Source organism: Caulobacter henricii (assembly GCF_001414055.1).
In the GTDB taxonomy this organism is placed as follows: Bacteria; Pseudomonadota; Alphaproteobacteria; order Caulobacterales; family Caulobacteraceae; genus Caulobacter; species Caulobacter henricii.
The window spans coordinates 609,546-628,901 of record NZ_CP013002.1; the positions used below are offsets into that span (position 1 = coordinate 609,546).

Here is a 19,356-nt window from a genome sequence, read left to right on the forward strand (position 1 = left end):
CGCGCCGCCAGGGCGGCTCAGTGTGCTCTCAATTCAAACAAGCGTTTCAGGGAGCGCGCCATGGGCCTCTTCGACCTCACCGGCAAGGTGGCGATCATCACCGGATCCTCGCGCGGGATTGGCAAGGCCATCGCCCAGCGCATGGCCGAGCATGGTGCAAAGGTGGTGATCTCGTCCCGCAAGGCGGGCCCCTGCGACGATGTGGCCGCCGAACTGAATGCCCGGCATGGCGACGGCACCGCGATCGCGGTACCGGCCAATATCGGGGCCAAGGAAGACCTCCAGCGCCTGGTCGATGAAACCCGCAAGGCGTTCGGCAAGATCGACATCTGCGTCTGCAACGCCGCCAGCAATCCCTATTACGGGCCCCTGGCCGGCATAGCCGACGACCAGTTCCGCAAGATCCTCGACAACAATATCATCAGCAATCACTGGCTGATCGGCATGGTCGCGCCCGAGATGCGTGAGCGCCGCGACGGCTCCATCATCATCATCTCCTCGATCGGCGGCCTGCGTGGCAATGCCATCATCGGGGCCTACAACATCTCCAAGGCCGCCGACTTCCAGCTGGCCCGCAACCTCGCCCATGAATTTGGGCCGGACAATGTGCGGGTCAACTGTATCGCGCCGGGCCTGATCAAGACCGACTTCGCCAAGGCGCTGTGGGACAATCCGGAGACCCTGGAACGCTCGACCAAGGGCGTGCCGCTGCGCCGCATCGGCGAACCTGATGAACTGGCCGGGGCAGCCGTCTATCTGGCGTCACAGGCCGGCAGCTTCATGACGGGTCAGGCCCTGGTCGTCGACGGGGGCGCGACAATCTGACCTCACTTCAGGCGGTCAAGCTTAATAGGGCATATACGCCTTGGGTTGCAGGGTTCCCGCCCAATTCAAGGAGCGGCCTTGAGACGATTTCTGGCCTCTGTCGTTTTCTTCGGGAGCCTGGCCGCTTGCGCCGGCGCCTGGGCGACGGATCGTGCCCCGTCGACGATGGCGGTCCGGCTTGAGCAGCTGAACAATAGCATCGGGGCCCATCAGGTCCGCCGGCCGCCGCGTGACAACGAGGATATTGAGCTGGCTGGGCAGAAGGCCTTGCGCCTGAAGGGGCCCGAGCGCCTCTACGGCCTGTGGCGCGTGATCTACGCCTACAAGAGCAGTCAGATCCGGCGCGCTTTCGACAGCTGGATCGCCAAGACCCGTCTGGCGGCCCGGCGCGACAATGACGCGCCGCTGCTGGCCCTGGCCGATTTGATGGTCCTGACCTACAGCAATGAGACCGGCGGTTTCGAGGCCTTTTCCGAAGCCGACTGGAAGCGGCTGCTGGGCCATCCGTCGCAGGATGTCCGCATGATGACCGGCATTGAGCGGGTGCGTCATCTGGGCCAGACCGGAGACTGGTCGGAAGCCGCGCGCCTGGCCGCCAATCTGAGCGTGGAGATCGAGCTCCGCGGCGAGATCGCCCGTCCCCTGCTGGCCGAAGTCCATCAGGTGCATTCCTATACGCTGGCCGACATCGGCGACAAGGAAGGGGCCCTGGAGCGCATGGCGGAGGCCGCCGCCCTCGACGAGCGCGACGCCTTCTACATGCGCAAGATCGAACGGGTCTACGATATCGCCTTCACCGCCGTTGAGGTCGGCGAGATCGACGCGGCCGAACGGTTCGCCAAGCTGCATCACCAGATGACCTGGGCCAGTGGCGACCCTGGCCTGAGGGCCTGGGACCGGTTTCTCTGCGCGCTCGTCGCCGAGGCCCGCGAGTCGCCGAAGGGCGTTCTGGCCTGCTTGCCGGAAATGACGGCCGCCCTGGCCAATCCCGACAGCCGACTGCTCGTTGTGATGTTGAAAAGGCGGCTTCTGGCCCGGGCCATGGTGGGCGATGCCGCTGGGGCGCGTTCCGACCTCGCCCGTCTGCGTGCCGTGCCGACAAGCCTCTCCGCACGCGATCCGCAGATTGAGCAGCTGGCCGAGGCCTATATCGACCAGGCCGAAGGTCGCAGCCGGGAGGCGTTCCTGAAGCTGGATGCCTGGCAACGCCGGGATCGGGCCGAAAGCGACAAGGCCCATACCCACAGCGTGGCCGAAATGTCGGCGGCGCTTGAGAGCGAGCTGCGCGCCAAGCGCGACGAAAGCCGTCGTCTGGCGGCCGAGGTCGAGCTCAACCGCCGCCTGGCCCAGGCGTCCGGCGTGATCGCATTGCTGCTGTCCCTGCTGTTCCTGGGCGGCGGCACCTGGGCCTATAATCAGCGCCGTGTCTCCCGGTCGCTGCGCGAGGCCCAGGCCAGGGCCGAGTCCGCCAACCAGGCCAAGTCGTCCTTCCTGGCGGTGATGAGCCACGAGCTGCGCACGCCCTTGAATGGCATGCTCGGTCTGGCCCAGTCGCTGCGCTCGGAAGACCTGACACCGGGCCAGCGCGAGCAGATCGAACTGATCCTGGATTCGGGCGATACCTTGCTGGTGCTGCTCAACGACATCCTCGACCTGTCCAAGATCGAGGCGGGAAAGCTCGAGATCGCTCCGACCGCAGGCGACCTGACGGTGGTCTGTGCCCGGCTGATCGGCGGCTATCAGCCGACGGCGCGGGAGAAGGGCATCGACCTCGTCTTCCGGGTCGACGGCCCGCCGCCGGGACCCTTGCTGTTCGATGCGGTTCGTCTGCGCCAATGCCTGACCAATCTGGTCTCAAACGCCCTGAAGTTTACCAATGCCGGCCGGGTGGAGGTGGCGCTGTCCTGCGGCCTGGATGAGGCCACGGGCCGCCAGAGCATTGGCCTTAGGGTCAGCGACACCGGCATCGGCATGAGCGAAGCCACCCTGGCCAAGCTGTTCAGCGCCTTTACCCAGGCGGATGCCTCCACCACGCGCAACTTCGGCGGCACGGGTCTGGGTCTGAACATCACAAGGCGGCTGGTAGAATTGATGGGCGGCGACATCCAGGTTGAGAGCCGCGAGGGGGAAGGCTCGGTCTTCACCATCCGGATGCTGCTCGACGCCGGCGCGCCCGACAGCCTGCCGGCTCCCGAACCCGGCGCGCCCGAGGATGTTCTGCAACCGGCCTTTGCCGCCCTGCAGGGGCGGCGGGTTCTGGTCGTTGACGACCACCCGATCAATCGCCGCGTGATTCGCCTGTTCCTGGCCCCGCTGGAGTGTGACCTGATCGAGGCCGAAGACGGTCGCCAGGCGCTCGCGGCGCTCGAGGCCGGTCCGGTCGACATCGTTCTGATGGACATCAACATGCCGGTGATGGACGGTCTGGAGGCCACCCGCCGGCTGCGCGCCGATCCACGCTTTGAACGCCTGCCCGTGATCGCCCTGACGGCGGACGTCCTGTCGGCCCAGATCAAGACCTGTCTGGCCGCCGGGGTCGACGCCCATGTCGCCAAGCCCATCGATCTGCGGAACCTGCTTTCGGTGATGGACCAGGTTCTGTCGGCCCGCCTGGTGGCCAGCCGACCGGTCAGGCAGGACGCGGCACCTCAAACCGCATGATCTGACCCTGGTCCGGGTCCATATGGCCGCCCACATGGCTAAAGCCGCATCGCATCAGTACCTTCTGGGAGGCGACCAGGGCCGGTAAGGTCTCGGCCGTCACCACGGCGACCCGAGGGTCACGGAAGGCGCGGGCCACCAGCAGGCCTGCGGCCTCGACGCCGAAACCCTTGCGATGCTCGGCCTCGACGATCGAATAGCCGATCTCGACCTCACCCCACAGATTGGGCGGGCCCTTGTAGCCGCAGACCCCGACCAGTCGCCCCTGGCCGATGACGTACCAGGAGACATAGCCCGGTTCGTCCGGATTCTGGGCCAGCAGGTCGCTCATCCAGCTGCGGGTGGCGGCGTCATTGTGCTCGGGCGGCCAGGAGGCGGGCGGGGCGACCCCAAGGCAGCTGGCGATCGCCTCGCCGCCCATGTCCTCGGCCTGAATCATCTCCGAGGTCGCGCAGATCAGCGAGACACTTCGGCCCTGTTCCATGAGCGGCGATTCGGTCATGCGTCCTGTCTTTCTAAAGCCTGCCGGGCGCGGGCCATGCGGGCGACCGCCTCGTCGAGCGTCTGGTCAGACTTGGCAAAGCATAGACGGGCAATGTGTTGCACCGGTGTCTCGGCATAGAAGGCCGAGACGGGGATGGCCGCGACGCCGTGTTCGCGCACCAGCCTCAGACAGAAGTCGCGATCATTCAGGGTCAGGCCCGAGGCGCGCAGGTCGATATTGAGAAAATAGGTGCCGGCGCTGGGCAGGACAGCGAAGCCCGCAGCCACAAGGCCGGCAGAAAGCCGGTCGCGGGAGGCCTGCAGACCCGCCGGCATGGCCGTGAACCAGTCGCGGTGATGGTCCAGCCCCCAGGCCACGGCGGCCTGAAGGTTGGGCGGTGTGGTAAAGGTCAGGAACTGGTGGGCCGCAGCGAGAGCCCGGGTCAGGGGCGGTGCCGCGCACAGGAACCCGACCTTCCACCCTGTCATACCAAAAAGTTTTCCCGCCGAGCCGATCTTGACCGTCCGCTCGCGCATGCCGGGCAAGTCCATCAGTGAGCGGTGGCGACGGCCGTCAAAGGTCACCGCTTCCCAGACCTCGTCGCAGACGGCGATGGCATCATGGGCCACGCAGAACTCCGCCAGCAGGGCCAGGTCCTCATCGGGCACCACGGTTCCGGCCGGGTTGAGCGGGCTGTTGAGCACCACCATCCGGGTCCGGGGCGTGAAGGCGGCCTCCAGCATGGCGCGGTCGAAGCGCCAGTGCGGCGGCTCAAGGCGCACCAGCCGGGGCACGCCGCCTGCCCGGCGGATCAGTGGCAGATAGGCATCGTAGAGGGGCTGAAACAGCACCACCTCATCTCCGGGCGAGATCAGCGAAAAGAAGGCGGCTGCCAGGGCTTCGGTCGCGCCCGAGGTGACGGTGATCTCGCTCTCGTCCAGGTCCAGACCCTGGGACAGGCGGTAGTGCTGGGCCACGGCGCGGCGCAGTTCGGGCAGGCCCCGCATCGGCGGATACTGGTTGGAGCCCGTCATCAGGGCCTCGGCGGCCCTGGCGCGCACCGGCTCGGGGCCAGCATCGTCCGGAAAGCCCTGACCCAGATTGATCGCGCCCAGTTCGCGCGCCAGTCCGCTCATCTCCTCGAAGATGGTGGTGGGCAGGTTTTCGAAGACGGGATGGACCATGATCGGGGTTTGCCTGTTGCCTGGAGTGTCTGATCGCACATTATCGCGTCCATGCGCATCCTGCCCTTTGAAGCCCGACATGCCGACGCCTGGCGCGACCTGAATGTCGCCTGGATCTCCAGATATTTCACGATGGAGGCCAAGGACCATGAGGCGCTGAACGATCCAGTCGGCAAGATCCTCGACAAGGGTGGCCACATCCTGATGGCCGAGACCGACGAGGGCGAGATCATCGGCTGCGTCGGCCTGATCCTGCTGGAGGACGGTGGGTTCGAGGTGGCCAAGATGACTGTCACCGAGCAGGCGAGGGGGACGGGGCTGGGCAGGCTGCTGATGCAGGCCTGTATCGACAAGGCCGAGGCCCTGGGCGCGCCCCGGCTCTATCTGGAGACCAATTCCAGCCTCGCCCCGGCGCTCGGGCTCTATCGGGCGATGGGGTTTGTCGATCTGCCCCATCGCGACACGTCGTATGCGCGGGCCGATGTGTTCATGGAACGGCGGGTTTAGGGGCCATTCTTCGCCGGGCTGACAGCGGACATTCTTGAGGTCAGGTCAGGGTGGAAAGAGCACTTTCGGGTTTCAAGGAGCCAAGTTGTTTCCCAACTAGGCCCTGACGCAGAAGCAGCGTCCGATTTTGGTCGATGTAGGTCGATCGCATCAACATTCGCCCCTATTGCTCCCAACGCCAAGGTCAGTTAGGCCACACAATGCTCGACATCACGCGCGCCTATGGTCTCAACTTCCTTTATCCTGAAGGCGATGACTCTGTGGGTCAGATGCTCAGGGACTATGGCGAGTTCGCTCCGGCTGAGCTTGGCTTCATCGCTCAGTGCCTGAGTGCATGTGAGAGCGAAGGTACGTTTCTCGACATCGGTGCCAACATCGGCGCCATCTGCTTGCCGCTTGCCACTGGCCGGGACACTTGGCGCTTCATTGCGGTGGAGGGGCATCGAGGCCTAGCGCAAGTCCTCTCCGCGAACGCGTTCGCCAATGGCCGCTACAATGTCGAGGTCCACAACGCCGTGGTCGGAGCGGCTGAGGGGCTGATCGACTTTCCGGCCCTGAGCCTAAAAGAGACTGGCAATTTCGGTATCGTAGGTCTCCACATGGAGCAGCAGTACCAAACCGAGCGGGCACGGATGACAACCATCGACGCCCTCGCGCCCAGCAATACCCGGTTCATTAAGGTCGACGTCGAGGGTCACGAGGCCGAGGTGCTTAGGGGGGCTGAACAAACCTTACACGTTACCCGGCCGATCTGGCTGCTGGAGGCCAACGTCAAGCACGAGAAGGCCCATCAGGAAATGCGCTCAGTGCTTTTTAGCGCAGGGTACGATCTTTACTGGTTCTACTCACCCTTCGTCAGCTTGAACGCCCCCAGTAAGAAGTCGGCGGTGCCTCCACGCAGGAAGGGTGACTTTTCCGTTGTGGCGCTACCTAAGGGGACCGCAAACCTCTGGGAGCTTCCCAAAGTCGCTGACGCCGTAGAACCACTGCCAACCTTGGTAAGCCTGTTTCCCTATCTGCAGCGGTTCGGCTACTAGCCCCAACCGCTAGGCATTAGCCGGTTATTGAGCGGCGCGCGGCGGACCTTCCATTGCGTCCCCTTCTCGGCAGATAGCCTCAATTGCCCCGACGCTAAGTCCGAGTTCTCCTAGGGCCGGGTGAGGTTATTTGCCCTCAAGCGAGAAGGCAGCTTCCTTCACCACCTAAAGCCGGAGCGCCTGACGGCCGCTAAGGGTCGAAATTCCCGCCGCGCATTTCGCCGGCCCGCGGACGCGCTAGCGTCACAGAGCGTTGAAAGTGTCGCTAGAGTGGACCGACACGCCACCTCCAACGCAACCTTCACCGCAGCTCACGCATTCCGGAGGCTCAACAGAGCTTTCGGGAGATATTCATGAGCGGCGTAGGCCTCATCGGCGCGATCATTATCGGCATTCTGGCCGGCTGGATCGCCGAACAGATCATGAAGCGCAACCACGGTCTGCTGACCAATCTGGTGGTCGGTGTGGTCGGCTCATTCCTCGGGGCCTTCGCCGCCAGTGCTCTGGGCATAGCCTGGGGCGGGTTCATCGGCAGCCTGCTGATCTCGACCCTCGGCGCGATCCTGCTCCTGGCCCTGCTAGGTCTGATCAAGAAAAGCTAGGCTCAGAACATCCGCTTTCCCCCGCGAAGGCCGGGGCGATCGGATTCCAGGCGTTACGCCGACGCGCTGTTCGCAGCGTCTTCCGCCTCGGCCGCCTCGACGCTTTCGCGGCGCATGCGGCGGGCCAGATCGCTGATCAGGAAGTTGGGGATGTCGCCGACCGGCATGGGGCGTCCAAACAGGAAGCCCTGGAAATGGTCGCAGTGCATCTCGCCCAGCATCCGCGCCTGATCGGCGGTCTCGACCCCCTCGGCCGTGACCTGCAGCTTCAGGGTCTGGCCGAGCAGGGTGATGGTGCGGACGATGTCGGTGATGGCGGAATTGTCGCTCATCTCGGCCACGAACGAGCGGTCCAGCTTGATCTTGTCGAACGGGAACCGCCAGAGATAGGCGAGGCTGGAATAGCCGGTGCCGAAGTCGTCCATGGCGATCTTCACGCCGAGGACCTTCAGGGCCGCCAGCTGGTCCATGGTCCGGGCCGTGTCCTGCAGCAGCAGGCCCTCGGTGATCTCCAGCTCCAGCCGGGCCGGATCCAGGCCCGAGAGTTCCAGGGCGTGCGCCACCTGGCCAACCAGGTCGCCGGAGGCAAACTGGTTGGGCGACAGATTGACAGCGACGGTCAGCGAGGTGGGCCAAGACGCGGCCTGTCTGCAGGCCTCGTTGAGGACCCATTCGCCGATCTTGCCGATCAGGCCCCATTGCTCGGCGCATTCGATGAAGTCATTGGGGGGCACAAGGCCGCGTCGTGGATGCTGCCAGCGAAGCAGGGCCTCGAAACCTGTGATCTCGTGCTCGCGGCTGCCGATCAGCGGCTGGAAAAACAGCTTCAGCTCGTCATTGGCCAGGGCGGCCCGGAGATCCATCTCAAGCGCCCGGCGTTCCTGGGCCCAGACGTCCATCGACATCTCGAAGAAGCGATAGGCCCCGCGGCCGTCACCCTTGGCGCGATAGAGCGCCAGGTCGGCATTCTTCAGCAGGCTGTCGGGATCGGCGGCATCGGACGGGGCCATGGCGATGCCGATGCTGGCCCCGATGAGGACATTGTGGCCCTTGATTTCATAGGGCTGGGAGAGGGTCTCGACGATGGTGCGCGACAGGTTCCCGAGGGATTCCGGCAAGGGCGCGGGGGCGACCACGACCGCGAATTCGTCACCGCCGAGGCGGGCGACGAAGCCGGCCTCACCAATGCACTGACGCAGGCGCTCGGCGACCGCGACCAGCAGAGCGTCGCCCACCGGATGGCCCAGGCTGTCATTGACGCCCTTGAAAAAGTCCAGGTCCAGGCAAAGCACGGCGCAGCCGCCGCCGGTCTCGGGGTTGGGGTCTTCGGAGCCGTGGTCGTGCCAGGCCTGGCTCAGCGCCTGCAGGAAGGACAGGCGGTTGGGCAGCTGGGTCAGGACATCGAAATGGGCCAGGCGCGAGATGCGGGCCTGGGCCTCGCGCGCAGCGGTCACGTCTGCGCCGACCCCGCGAAAGCCGGTAAAGCCGCCGCTCATGTCATGGATCGGCTTGGCGCTGATCGACCACCAGCGGGTCTCGGTCTGGACCTGGAGCGAAACGATCACGTCCCGGAAGGTCTTCTGTTCGCTGAACAGCACAGCCAGGGACGCGACAGGCCCGGCCGGGCTCTCGGCGGCGGCACCGCAAAGCGAGGCCAGGGGGCAACCGATCAGGGCGGAGCGGTCCGCGCCGGCGGCGGCGGCCATCCGGTCGGACACATAGGTCAGGGCGCCCTGGGCGTCGATTTCCCAGAGCCAGTCGCTGGCCCCTTCCTCGAAATCACTGAGCAGGAGGCTGACCACCTGCTTCTGGCGCTCCAGTTCCTCACCGGCGACCAGGCGTTCGGCAAAGACCTTGGCGTGCGACAGGCACGACAGGCTGATGACCAGGTAGCAGAAGATCAGAAGCCCGGCTAAGGCCAGCAGGATCGGGTCGCCGCTGCGCAGCAGCACATAGAGCGAGCCCAGGACCATCGGGGTCGAATAGGCGATTGCGGCCTGGGGCAGGGCCAGCATGGCGAAGCCACCGCAGCCGATCATGCCGGCAATGACGGCGGCGATCATCATCCGCATCTGGACGCTGGCCGTGTCGCCGTCCATGGCCAGGATCGGCAGGATGCCCCAAAGGCAGCCCAGCAGGCCGGCCTGGGTCGCGATCCGGCGCAGACCGCGCTCCGATACGGTGAACTTGCCGGCCTTGCGTCTTTGGGCGGAGAGCCAGCCCCTCAGGCCCAGCAGGCCGTAGCTGATCACCAGGGCTGACCAGACCAAGAGGGCGTCGCGATGGGGACCGGTCGAGCCGGCCAGGCAGACCAGCATGGCGATGAGGATGTTGGCCCCCATCATGATGGGGGTCAGGCGCAGGATGCTGCTCAGCTGCTCCAGCCGGATCCGGCCGGCCATGTCGTCAGGCACGGTCGGCAGCAGGCCCAGGATCGTGCTGCGCCCCCGGCTGATGATCGAGTTTGCGACGGCGTTGCGCAAAGGGCGATGGTCCTGGTCTCTTCAGGACGGCGACGTCCCCCGGACACCCTGCCGGTGTTTGGTGAACTGACGGTTAAGCCTGTTTCGTCGCGGGAACAGGGCCTGGTTCCGCGACACTATGACCGTCGACGGATCTTGGTTGCGGCAAACAAAAAGGCCGCCGTCCCGAGGGGCGGCGGCCTGTTCTGTCTCGTGGACCAGAAGTCCTATTCTTCCTTGACGCGACGCTTGCGGAACGACGGGTTCAGGGTCTGCTTGCGCAGGCGGATGTTCTTGGGGGTCACTTCGACCAGCTCGTCTTCCTCGATATAGGCGATGGCCTGTTCGAGGGTCATGCGACGCGGCGGGGTCAGGCGAACGGCTTCATCCTTGCCCGAGGCGCGGATGTTGTTCAGCTGCTTGGCCTTCATCGGGTTGACGTCGAGGTCATCCTGGCGGCTGTTTTCGCCGATGATCATGCCCTGATAGGTCTTCTCGCCGGCACCGACGAACATGGTGCCGCGATCTTCCAGGTTCCACAGCGCGAAGGCGGCGGTTTCACCGTCGGAGTTCGAGACCAGCACGCCCTTGCGCTGGCTGTCGATGGCACCCTTGTAGGGCTCGTAGTGGCTGAACACGCGGTTCAGCACGCCCGAACCGCGGGTGTCGGTCAGGAACTCGCCCTGATAGCCGATCAGCGAACGCGACGGAGCCACCAGTTGCAGGCGGGTCTTGCCGGCACCCGACGGGCCCATGTCCTTCAGCTCGGCCTTACGCATCGACAGCTTTTCGATGACGATGCCCGAGAATTCGTCGTCGACGTCGATCATGACGTCTTCGATCGGCTCCAGGCGCTTGCCGGTTTCCGGATCGGTCTGGAACACCACGCGCGGACGGCTGATCGACACTTCGAAACCTTCGCGGCGCATGCCTTCGATCAGCACGCCCAGCTGAAGTTCGCCGCGACCGGCGACTTCGTAGGCGTCGCCTTCGGCCGTTTCGCTGACCTTGATGGCCACGTTGGATTCGGCTTCGCGCAGCAGACGGTCACGAATGACGCGGCTCTGGACCTTGTCGCCTTCCTTGCCGGCCAGCGGGCTGTCGTTGACCGAGACGGTCATCGAGATGGTCGGCGGATCGATCGGCTGGGCGGGCAGGGCCTCGGTGACTTCCATGGCGCACAGGGTGTCGGCCACGGTCGCCTTCGACAGGCCGGCGATGGCGACGATGTCGCCGGCTTCGGCTTCATCGACCGGCTGGCGCTTCAGGCCGCGGAAGGCCAGGACCTTGGTGATGCGGCCACGCTCGATTTCCTTGCCGTCCAGCGACAGGGCGTGGATCGACATGCCGGGGACGGCCTTGCCCGAGGTGATGCGGCCGGTCAGCAGGCGACCCAGGAAGGGGTCGTTTTCGATCAGGACCGACAGGATCTGGAACGGCTTGTCCACATTCTCGACGACCTTGGGTTCCGGCACGTGGCGGACGATCAGGTCGAACAGCGGGGCCAGGGTGTCGTTGGGCTGGTTCATGTCCATGGTCGCCCAGCCGTTCTTGCCCGACGCATAGATGTGCGGGAAGTCCAGTTGCTCGTCCGTGGCGCCCATGGCGGCGAACAGGTCGAACACGTCGTTGAGGATCCGGTCGGGATCGGCGTGCGGGCGGTCGACCTTGTTGAGGCAGAGGATCGGACGCAGGCCCATCTTCAGGGCCTTGCCCAGGACGAACTTGGTCTGGGGCATGACGCCTTCTTCGGCGTCGACCAGGATCACGCAGCCATCGACCATGCCGAGGATGCGTTCGACTTCGCCGCCGAAGTCGGCGTGGCCTGGGGTGTCGATGATGTTGATGCGGGTTTCGCCGGCTTCACCGTGCCACAGAACGCTGGTGCACTTGGCGAGGATGGTGATGCCGCGTTCGCGCTCCTGGTCATTGGAGTCCATGGCGCGCTCGGTCGTGGCTTCGTTCGCGCGGAAGACGCCGGACTGGGCCAGGAGCTGATCGACGAGGGTGGTCTTGCCATGATCGACGTGCGCGATGATGGCGATGTTTCGCATGGACATGGAGAAGGCGGACTTTCGGGGAAGAAACGGGAGATGACGCTGCGCGCGTCAGGCGCGCGGCTTTTACGCGACTGCGCAGCGTTTATCCACCCACCTCGTGCGAAAGAGGTTGCCCTGGAAACCGGTGTCAGTGCGAAAACCTTGATTTGGCGGGGTTTGCGCAGGGGCGAGGGGGTGGGTTGTTACAATCGCAACTAATTGTGCAGCGCAACATGCCTGCAATTTGAGCAGAAGTCGCGGGTCATCGCTCTGCAACCCCTGTGATAGCAGGGGTTTTCACCAAACCCTTCCGGAAAAATCGACTTTCACGCCCACTTTTCCGCTTGCCCAATTTCGCACCGCACCCTATAAACGACCTGTGAGGCGGCGCTGCCGCTTCTGCCCTTCCTGGGCGTTTCCTCCCTAATGAACTGCCCGGCTCTTGAGCCGGGCTTTTTTTTGGCCTGGCGTCTGGTAGCGGTCACCAAGCCATTCGGTTCCGGGGATTTTGCGCTCAGAACCTCCGGATCGAGCCCGGCGGTCGGAGTCCTGGGTCGCTTGAGTATCCGCCTAACGCAGGCTCTGAAGGTCCAGTTTGGTCAGGGCAAGGGTCAGGCGCTCTGCGTCAGCGGCCAGCCGGGCGAGACCCTCGTTCGGGACCCGGGTCGTCTCATTCATATAGAGTGCGCGATTGATCTCGATCTGCAGGGCATGGGTCCTGCGGGCGGGGCGGCCGTAATGCTCGGTGGTATAGCCGCCGGCATAGGGCGCATTGCGGGCGACGCGATAGCCCATCGCCTCCAGCTCGCGCTCCACCAGGGCCGTCAGTTTCGGCGAGCAGGCCGCGCCGAACCGGTCGCCCAGAACGATGTCGCAGCGCCCACCGCCCCGCGCCCTCTGGCCCTGGGCGGCTGCGGCCGGCATCGAGTGCCAGTCCACCAGGATCGCGCAGCCATGGGTCGACCGTGCCGCCGCCAGCAGGCGATCCAGAGCATCATGATAGGGGCGGTGGGCCTGTTCTACGCGCAGCCTGGCCTCGGCGAAGGTCAGCTTGCGGGCATAGATCGGGCGACCCTCGCTGGCGACCCGGGCGATCGCGCCGAGACCGGCGACCACCCGGGCCGAACGGCTTCTGGCATAGTCCGGCAGTTCGTCTTCGAACATGGCCGGGTCGAGTTCCCAGGGCTCGCGGTTGAGATCGATATAGGCCCGGGCCAGCCGCGCGCGGATGACCGCAGCCCCCAGGGCCGGCGCGCCGGCAATGATCTGGTCGACAAAGGCGTCTTCGGAGCCCCGGATCGCCTCGGCATCCAGCCGCGCGGCGGCCATCATGTCGGCCGGATAGATGCTGCCGGAATGGGGCGACGCAAAGACCAGGGCCGTCGGCGGCGCCGCGTTTTCCGGAGCTGCGCGCAGGACCTCATGCACCGGACGGTCGCACGGTGCGGCGGCGGTCGCCGCCGTGTCCGGCGATGGCATCGATCCCAAAGGCTCCAGGGCGCTCATGGGCCATAGTCGCAAGGCCCGGCGGGCCGGGTCAAATCCCTTTGCGGCGCATTGGCAGGGAAAGTCCGCCGAGAGCGACGGATGGACGCAGAGTTCATCCCCGATTTACAGTCCGTGCCCTAGAGTGCAGCCTCAACGCCGACGACCTGCGGAAAAAGACCACCATGGCTCGCATCCTTCTTGCTGAAGACGACGACTCCCTTCGCGGTTTCCTGGCGCGGGCGCTCGAGCGTGCGGGGTTCGAGGTTCAGGCCTGTGCGGACGGCGAAGAGGCCGTACAGCATCTGGATCATCCGTGGGACCTGCTGCTGACCGACATCGTCATGCCCGGCATGGACGGTATCGAGGTGGCCCGTCAGGCCGCCGCCCGCGATCCGGCCCTGCGCATCATGTTCATCACCGGCTTTGCCGCCGTGGCCCTGTCCGCCCAGGACCGTGCGCCGGCGGGGGCCAAGGTGCTGTCCAAGCCGGTTCACCTCCGCGACCTGGTCGCCGAGGTCGAAAAGATGATGGCCGCCTAACTCTTTCGCCGCGTCACAGAATTTAAATCTGGCGGGTTGCGCGATGCGAAAGCCGCCGCTATACCCCGTCACCTTCCCGCCCGGGACGCTTTTACAGCGCTTCTGGGTCGCTTTGGCGGATGCGTAGCTCAGCGGGAGAGCACCTCGTTGACATCGAGGGGGTCACAGGTTCAATCCCTGTCGCGTCCACCATTTTCCCGCCCACTGCGCCGGATATGTCTCGGCGAGGGCGTTCGAAGCCCATTCAGTCCAACGGAAAATACCAGAAACCTGACTGGGCGTCTGAGCGCGAATTGGCGCGTGACACTTGCGAACTCACGCGGGAGTTTCGATATCTGCCCCTGATACGGTGCCGAGGAATGCGCTGTTTCGGTCGTCGGACAAGTTTCGGATTTCCTGAACAATCGCAGTCGCTCAACATACCCGTAACCGTGATCAGCCCCTGCAGTGCTCGCGTCCGGTTCTCGAGATTTGAGCTCCGAGCGTGAGGCTTTGATACCATGAAGAGGCTGCTTTTTGCCTTAGCGTTTGCCTTTAGCGCTCTCATCTTCGGCGCAGGGCATGCGGTGGCATCAGCCTCAATCCATGCTTTTCGTCATCCGGGCGCGCTCAATACCTCTGAAAACCTCAATCGCGTAGAATCCGAGATCAGTTCAAATAGTCAGCCTTGGACAGGTGCCCTCGCAGACGTCGTCCTCAAAGCCAAATCGGCTGGACCGGCTATCGTGACACTCGACGCTGGTGACAGGGACCAGGCCGCCCTTTCGGAAGCCGATGCTGTCAATGCCTACGCCAATGCACTGGCCTGGCGCCTCACCGGCAACAAAACCTATTTTCGTCAGGCGAGTGGGGTTCTGTCTAATCTCGCGCACTTCCAAGGTTTTACAGGCGGAACTGATCAGGACAAACTGCATGCAGGCTGGGTCGGCGTCCTTTATGGTGAAGCGGCCGAGATCATGCGCTCGTCAGCCGATTTTCGACATGAAGACATAACGGCGCTGCAACTGATGTTTCGGCGCGCCTTTTATCCGCAGCTCATGACGCCGAGCAGCTGGAACGGCAATGTTGATCTCACCCAGATCAATGCCCTGATGACGCTGGCTGTCTTCAACGATGATGAGGTCGCGTTCAAGCTTGGTCTTGAGCGGCTGGATGCGCGGCTGGCCACCTATATCCATGTGAAATCAGAACCGGACATTGCCCCAATTGTCGGTGACGGGGGCAATCTGCAGAGCTTTTGGTTCAACCCGGTTGAGTGGGTAGACGGCCTCACTCAGGAAACCTGCCGCGACAATGGGCACCACGCTCAATTCGGGATGGCATCTGCCCTGAATGCCGCCGAAATAGCGTGGAATCAGGGTGTTGACGTCTACGGGAAACATGAGGCGCGTTTGGTGCCGGCCATGGAGCTTTTGGCGAAACAGCTTCTGACGGGGGATATGCAGGGGGTTTGCCGTCAATCAAAATCCAGCACGACCCTGTTCAATACATTTGAAGTGGGCTTCCACCATTACCATCACCGAATGGGGCTACCTTTGCCCAATTCCGAAAAGTTGATCGTGCAACGAATTCGAACCGACGGCCAATCTGTTCTGAATATCTTCCATGAAACCTTGACCCACGCACGCTAACAGTCTTTTCCCCCGAGTTTTCAGGCTGCAATCGCTAGAAGGCGCGACGGATGGTGAAGGAACGCTTCACCTGATCCGGGATCGTGGACATGATCTCTGGGCGCAGTCGAAGCTGATCATGCGCCTGACAGGGGGTAATCCACCCCTAAGCCAGGGGGCTGAAAAGTAGAATTTTCTCGGCAAGGGATCCGGGGAGAATTTGTCTAAGGAGTGTCGATCTCACGAGGGACGAAGCATGGCCGTGTACCGCGACCCAGAAGGCGGTGGGCCCGTGCCTGAGCTAAGCCAGCAACAGTCAAATGCTTCTCCCAATCGCCCAGAACCTCCAACTCTTGGTTCGACTTTGCCCCTTTCTGACCCGCCATTCCCTTCCAGTTTCATCGCGCTTTCTGACGGGGCCGCCCTGGTCGCAGCAGGCGTTTGCCTGGCGTCACGCCGGCTCCCTGCGGCGTTATCGGGTCACCGCCGGGGCCGGGCGCGCGCGCCTATCCCGCAAAGTGGCCCATTGGCCACATACGAATTGGTTCCTGCTGCGTTTGTCCTGTCGGGTCCGCCTCCGGGTCGGCCCCATGACATTTCCAGCGAGGGTGCAAACCATGAGACTTCAACTATTGGCCGGCGTCGCGGCGGTCGCCCTTGGCGCTGTATCCGGCGCCTCGGCCCAAAGCGCGACGAGCGGCTGGTTTGTTGCCGGCGACGCCGGCTACCACATGCCGAAGGACGTCAAGGCGACCTCCTCCAAGGGTTACAACTGGGACTTCTCCCAGAAAGAGGACTGGGCCGCCTTCGGTCGCCTGGGCTACAAGTTTTCGCCCTCATGGCGAGTTGAAGCCGAGTACGGCTATCGCGGTGCCGACATCGATGGCGTCCGGGGCTCAGGTCTTGCCGGCGCTCAACCAATCGGCCTTTGCACGGCTGGACCGATCCGCACCGCCTCTTCGCCCAAGTGCGGCGAACCGAACGGCGAGATGAGGGCCACCACCCTGATGGCCAATCTGGTCTATGACCTGATGCCGGACTCCGCCCTGCATCCGTTCATCGGGGCCGGTGCCGGTGTCGCCTGGGTCCATAACAAGGTCTATGGCCAGCTGAGCGGCGTGCCGGTCGGTGGTGCCCCATTCCAGAATGCCAGCTTCGATGATGTCGACCAGGCCTTTGCCTATCAGGGCCTGCTGGGTCTGGCCTGGGACTTCGCGCCCAACTGGAGCCTGGACCTGACCGGCCGCTACCTGGCCACCAAGGACCTCAAGTGGGGTCAGGTGACGCAGAACGCCGGTCCGGGCGTCGGCTCGATCACCGACACCGGCATCTATTCAGGCAAGTACAAGGACACATCGGTGACCCTGGGTGTGCGCTACACCTTCGGTGCGCCGCCGCCGCCGCCCATGGCTCCGGAGCAGCCCCCGATGGCCCCGCCTGCGCCGCCGCCAGAGCCGCCGGCCCCGCCGCCACCGCCGCCCGCGCCCATCTATGAAGCCCGCGAATTCGTGGTCTATTTCCCGTTCGATCAGTTCGTGCTGACGCCGGAAGCCCAGGCCGTGGTTCAGCAGGCGGCCGACTATGCCCGAAGCGGATCGGCTACCCGGCTGACCATCACGGGCCATACGGACACCTCGGGCTCGGACCGCTACAACGCCCGTCTGTCGGAACGTCGTGCCAAGGCCGTCGCTGACGGGCTGGTGGGTCAGGGCATCGCCTCGACTGCGGTGGCCGTCGACTGGAAGGGTGAAAGTGCGCCCGCCGTCGCCACGGCGGATGGTGTGAAGGAACCGCTGAACCGTCGTTCGACGATCTCGATCAACTTCTAGATCCAAGGTCTGACGGAAAGCACGGGGCTCGACCGCAAGGTCGGGCCCCTTTTTCTGATGTGAGTACTCGAAACGAAAGACGCTCCCGATGGGGCGTCGGGAGCGTCACCGTCGGCAGCCCAGAGGGCGTAAGGGCCGCCGTCATGGACCGACCTGGGGGGTGCCGGCCTCATCTTTTCGGGTGCCGTCTTCGGTGGCGGACACCCCTCGCCGGGCCAGACAGGCCGGGCTAAAGCTCGATCACGCGGACCTAATTGTCCAATTTCGACTTTGACAATACGCGAGGTCTCGCCTCGCGCGAGTCAAAACGACGGGCAAACACAAGCTGCGACAATTTGCGCGGCAGGGGCGATGGCGCACCGGCGATCTGGGCCATGATGTGCTCGGCCAGCAGCGGGGCGAGGCAGAATCCGCGTCCGCCGAGCCCGCCCAGAACATATAGGTCTTCGGCCACCCGGCCGGCCAGGGGCAGGTGGTCGGCCGTCGTCATCCGCGTGGCCGCACGGCCTGAAAAGTCCGCCCCTGCCAGCCGCGCCGCCAGCCCTGGCAGGCCTTTGGCGAGGCTGTCCAGATTGCGCTGGTGATCCTCGGCCCTGACGCCGGTGTCGAGGTCGTCCCGATCATGGGTGGCACCAAACAGGACACCGTTTCGGGTCGGGACGGCATAGCCGCCGAAGGCGGCGGGCATTTGCTCGAACCCATCGTCCATTGCCGCCCAGCTGGCCTGACCGCGAACGGGGCGACCGGGCAGGTCGGGCAGCAGTTTTCCCAGGCCGGCACCGGCGGCGACCACCACGACTTCCGCGCGCAGAATCTCCTGACCCTCTGCATCGAGCAGGCGCCAGCTCTCGGGGTCGCGAACCAGGGCCTCGACCCGGGCCGACCGGACTTCACCGCGCCAGGCGTCGAGGATGACCCGCGGTTCGACGACCAGGGCCTGGTCCATGGCCAGGGCGGCACCGGCGGGCTCGCCCAGACGGTCGGTGGCCGCGTCCAGCACGGTCATGGTGCCGGGCTCGAAGAGGTCCTGGCCGGCAATGGCGGTGAAGCGGCCGGCCGTCTCGACGGTCTGGGCCAGTTGCAGCACGCCCCTGGCGATCACGGCGCCGGGTACGGCCTCATAGAGCTGTACGGCCCTGGCAAAGGCCTGGGCGGGCAGGCCGGCCCGAGGACCGCCACCGGCATCGAGGGCCGGGGTGACGAGGGCGGCCGGATTGCCGGAGGCCGGCACCTCGTCGGAGTCGATGATGGTCGCGCTCAGGCCGTGGGACGCCGCAGTGCGGGCCAGGGCCGCCGCAGCAATGCCGCCGCCGATAATGGCCAGTCGGCCTGGGCGGGGCGGGGCCACCGGCGGGGCGGTTGGCAGCCAGGCCTCCAGCCGGTCCTTCTTGCGGCCAAAGCCGGGGCGCTTGGCGATCTCGAACCCGGCGGCCTGCAGGCCCCGCCTTACTGCACCGGCGACCGTGAAGGTGGCGGCACGGGCACCGGGGGCCGACCGGGCCGCGACGGCGGCCAGGATCTCTTCGCTCCACATGCCCGGATTGAGGGCCGGAGAGAAGCCGTCCAGGAACCAGGCGTCAGCGGCTCCATCCCAGCTGTCCAGGGCCTCGGCGACATCCATGACTGCCAGGTCCAGGGTGGCGTGAAAGGCCGGCAGATCCACCCGGTGAAAGCCCCGCGCCTGGCCCGGCCACTGGTCGAGCAGGGCCTCAGCGGCTTCGCCCAGTTCAGGCCAGACCGCCAGCGCCCGGGCGGCATCCTGGCGCGAAAGCGGATGAGCCTCGATGGAGAAGATGTGCAGCCGCGCCGAGGCCGGGGCCTCGCGGCGCCAGAGGTCCAGCAAGGCGGCGATGTTCAGGCCGGTGCCAAAGCCCAGTTCGCCGACCACCATCCGGTCACGTCCGGCAAAGCTCTCCGGCATGGCACAGCCGGTCAGGAAGACGGCGCGGGTCTCGGCCAGGCCATCGGCGCTGGAGAAATAGACGTCGCCATAGACCCGCGAGCGCGGCAGGCCGTCCACGTTCCAGACCAGGGGAGAAGCGTCGTCGGGCAAGGCGTCGGTCATGGAGGGCTAGAGCCGTCCGGGGCC

14 protein-coding genes and 1 tRNA gene are annotated in these 19,356 nt (G+C 65.0%); 9 read left to right on the forward strand and 6 right to left on the reverse strand.

The window, feature by feature from the left end:
• Window positions 1–60 precede the first annotated feature (60 nt).
• Together AQ619_RS02940 and AQ619_RS02945 are read left to right on the forward strand one after the other, a co-directional pair.
• Complete coding sequence (locus AQ619_RS02940; protein ID WP_062144017.1) at window positions 61–825, forward strand: SDR family oxidoreductase; 765 nt, start codon at window positions 61–63, stop codon at window positions 823–825.
• A 78-nt stretch (window positions 826–903) separates the two neighbouring features.
• Complete coding sequence (locus AQ619_RS02945) at window positions 904–3,486, forward strand: ATP-binding protein (RefSeq protein WP_062144020.1); 2,583 nt, start codon at window positions 904–906, stop codon at window positions 3,484–3,486.
• Here the strand turns inward: AQ619_RS02945 and AQ619_RS02950 are convergent.
• Both AQ619_RS02950 and AQ619_RS02955 read right to left on the reverse strand, forming a co-directional pair.
• The gene (locus tag AQ619_RS02950; RefSeq protein ID WP_062144023.1) at window positions 3,455–3,988 is read right to left on the reverse strand and encodes a GNAT family N-acetyltransferase; all 534 of its coding nucleotides are present in this window, start codon (window positions 3,986–3,988) and stop codon (window positions 3,455–3,457) included. The genes AQ619_RS02945 and AQ619_RS02950 overlap by 32 nt on opposite strands.
• The gene (locus AQ619_RS02955) at window positions 3,985–5,154 is read right to left on the reverse strand and encodes an aminotransferase (protein ID WP_062144026.1); all 1,170 of its coding nucleotides are present in this window, start codon (window positions 5,152–5,154) and stop codon (window positions 3,985–3,987) included. The genes AQ619_RS02950 and AQ619_RS02955 overlap by 4 nt, the downstream gene beginning before the upstream one ends.
• Window positions 5,155–5,205: 51 nt before the next feature.
• Here AQ619_RS02955 and AQ619_RS02960 point away from each other — a divergent pair, with 51 nt between their 5' ends.
• The 3 genes from AQ619_RS02960 (at window position 5,206) to AQ619_RS02970 (ending at window position 7,300) form a co-directional block, all read left to right on the forward strand.
• Window positions 5,206–5,661, forward strand: coding sequence for a GNAT family N-acetyltransferase (locus AQ619_RS02960; RefSeq protein WP_062144029.1), 456 nt, complete (start codon window positions 5,206–5,208; stop codon window positions 5,659–5,661).
• A gap of 200 nt (window positions 5,662–5,861) precedes the next feature.
• On the forward strand, window positions 5,862–6,698 hold the full coding sequence (locus AQ619_RS02965) for an FkbM family methyltransferase (protein ID WP_062144032.1): 837 nt from the start codon (window positions 5,862–5,864) through the stop codon (window positions 6,696–6,698).
• A gap of 353 nt (window positions 6,699–7,051) precedes the next feature.
• On the forward strand, window positions 7,052–7,300 hold the full coding sequence (locus AQ619_RS02970; RefSeq protein ID WP_062144035.1) for a GlsB/YeaQ/YmgE family stress response membrane protein: 249 nt from the start codon (window positions 7,052–7,054) through the stop codon (window positions 7,298–7,300).
• Window positions 7,301–7,353: 53 nt separating this feature from the next.
• On the opposite strand, the gene AQ619_RS02975 is transcribed toward AQ619_RS02970, so the two are convergent.
• The 3 genes from AQ619_RS02975 to AQ619_RS02985 form a co-directional block, all read right to left on the reverse strand.
• Window positions 7,354–9,783, reverse strand: coding sequence for a putative bifunctional diguanylate cyclase/phosphodiesterase (locus AQ619_RS02975; protein WP_236849524.1), 2,430 nt, complete (start codon window positions 9,781–9,783; stop codon window positions 7,354–7,356).
• 206 nt (window positions 9,784–9,989) lie between these two features.
• A complete protein-coding gene (gene typA, locus AQ619_RS02980; RefSeq protein WP_062144038.1) occupies window positions 9,990–11,822 on the reverse strand; it encodes a translational GTPase TypA in 1,833 nt (610 codons plus the stop codon).
• 549 nt (window positions 11,823–12,371) lie between these two features.
• Window positions 12,372–13,307, reverse strand: a complete 936-nt coding sequence (locus AQ619_RS02985) for an N-formylglutamate amidohydrolase (protein WP_062144043.1) — start codon at window positions 13,305–13,307, stop codon at window positions 12,372–12,374.
• Window positions 13,308–13,471: 164 nt separating this feature from the next.
• On the opposite strand from AQ619_RS02985, the gene cpdR reads away from it, so the two are divergent.
• The 4 genes from cpdR (at window position 13,472) to AQ619_RS03005 (ending at window position 17,267) form a co-directional block, all read left to right on the forward strand.
• Entirely contained in the window at window positions 13,472–13,828 is a 357-nt protein-coding gene (gene cpdR / locus AQ619_RS02990) for a cell cycle two-component system response regulator CpdR (RefSeq protein WP_062144046.1), read from the forward strand.
• A 117-nt stretch (window positions 13,829–13,945) separates the two neighbouring features.
• Window positions 13,946–14,020, forward strand: a tRNA-Val gene (locus tag AQ619_RS02995).
• A 308-nt stretch (window positions 14,021–14,328) separates the two neighbouring features.
• Window positions 14,329–15,459, forward strand: a complete 1,131-nt coding sequence (locus tag AQ619_RS03000) for an alginate lyase family protein (protein ID WP_166504129.1) — start codon at window positions 14,329–14,331, stop codon at window positions 15,457–15,459.
• 596 nt (window positions 15,460–16,055) lie between these two features.
• Window positions 16,056–17,267: an OmpA family protein gene (locus AQ619_RS03005; protein ID WP_062144053.1), complete on the forward strand. Its 1,212-nt coding sequence runs from the start codon at window positions 16,056–16,058 to the stop codon at window positions 17,265–17,267.
• Between the two features lie 250 nt (window positions 17,268–17,517).
• Here AQ619_RS03005 and mnmC2 read toward each other — a convergent pair whose 3' ends face one another.
• Window positions 17,518–19,332 carry a tRNA (5-methylaminomethyl-2-thiouridine)(34)-methyltransferase MnmC2 gene (gene mnmC2, locus AQ619_RS03010; RefSeq protein WP_062144056.1) on the reverse strand — a complete coding sequence of 605 codons (1,815 nt, stop codon included), beginning with the start codon at window positions 19,330–19,332 and terminating at the stop codon, window positions 17,518–17,520.
• Window positions 19,333–19,356: the final 24 nt, after the last annotated feature.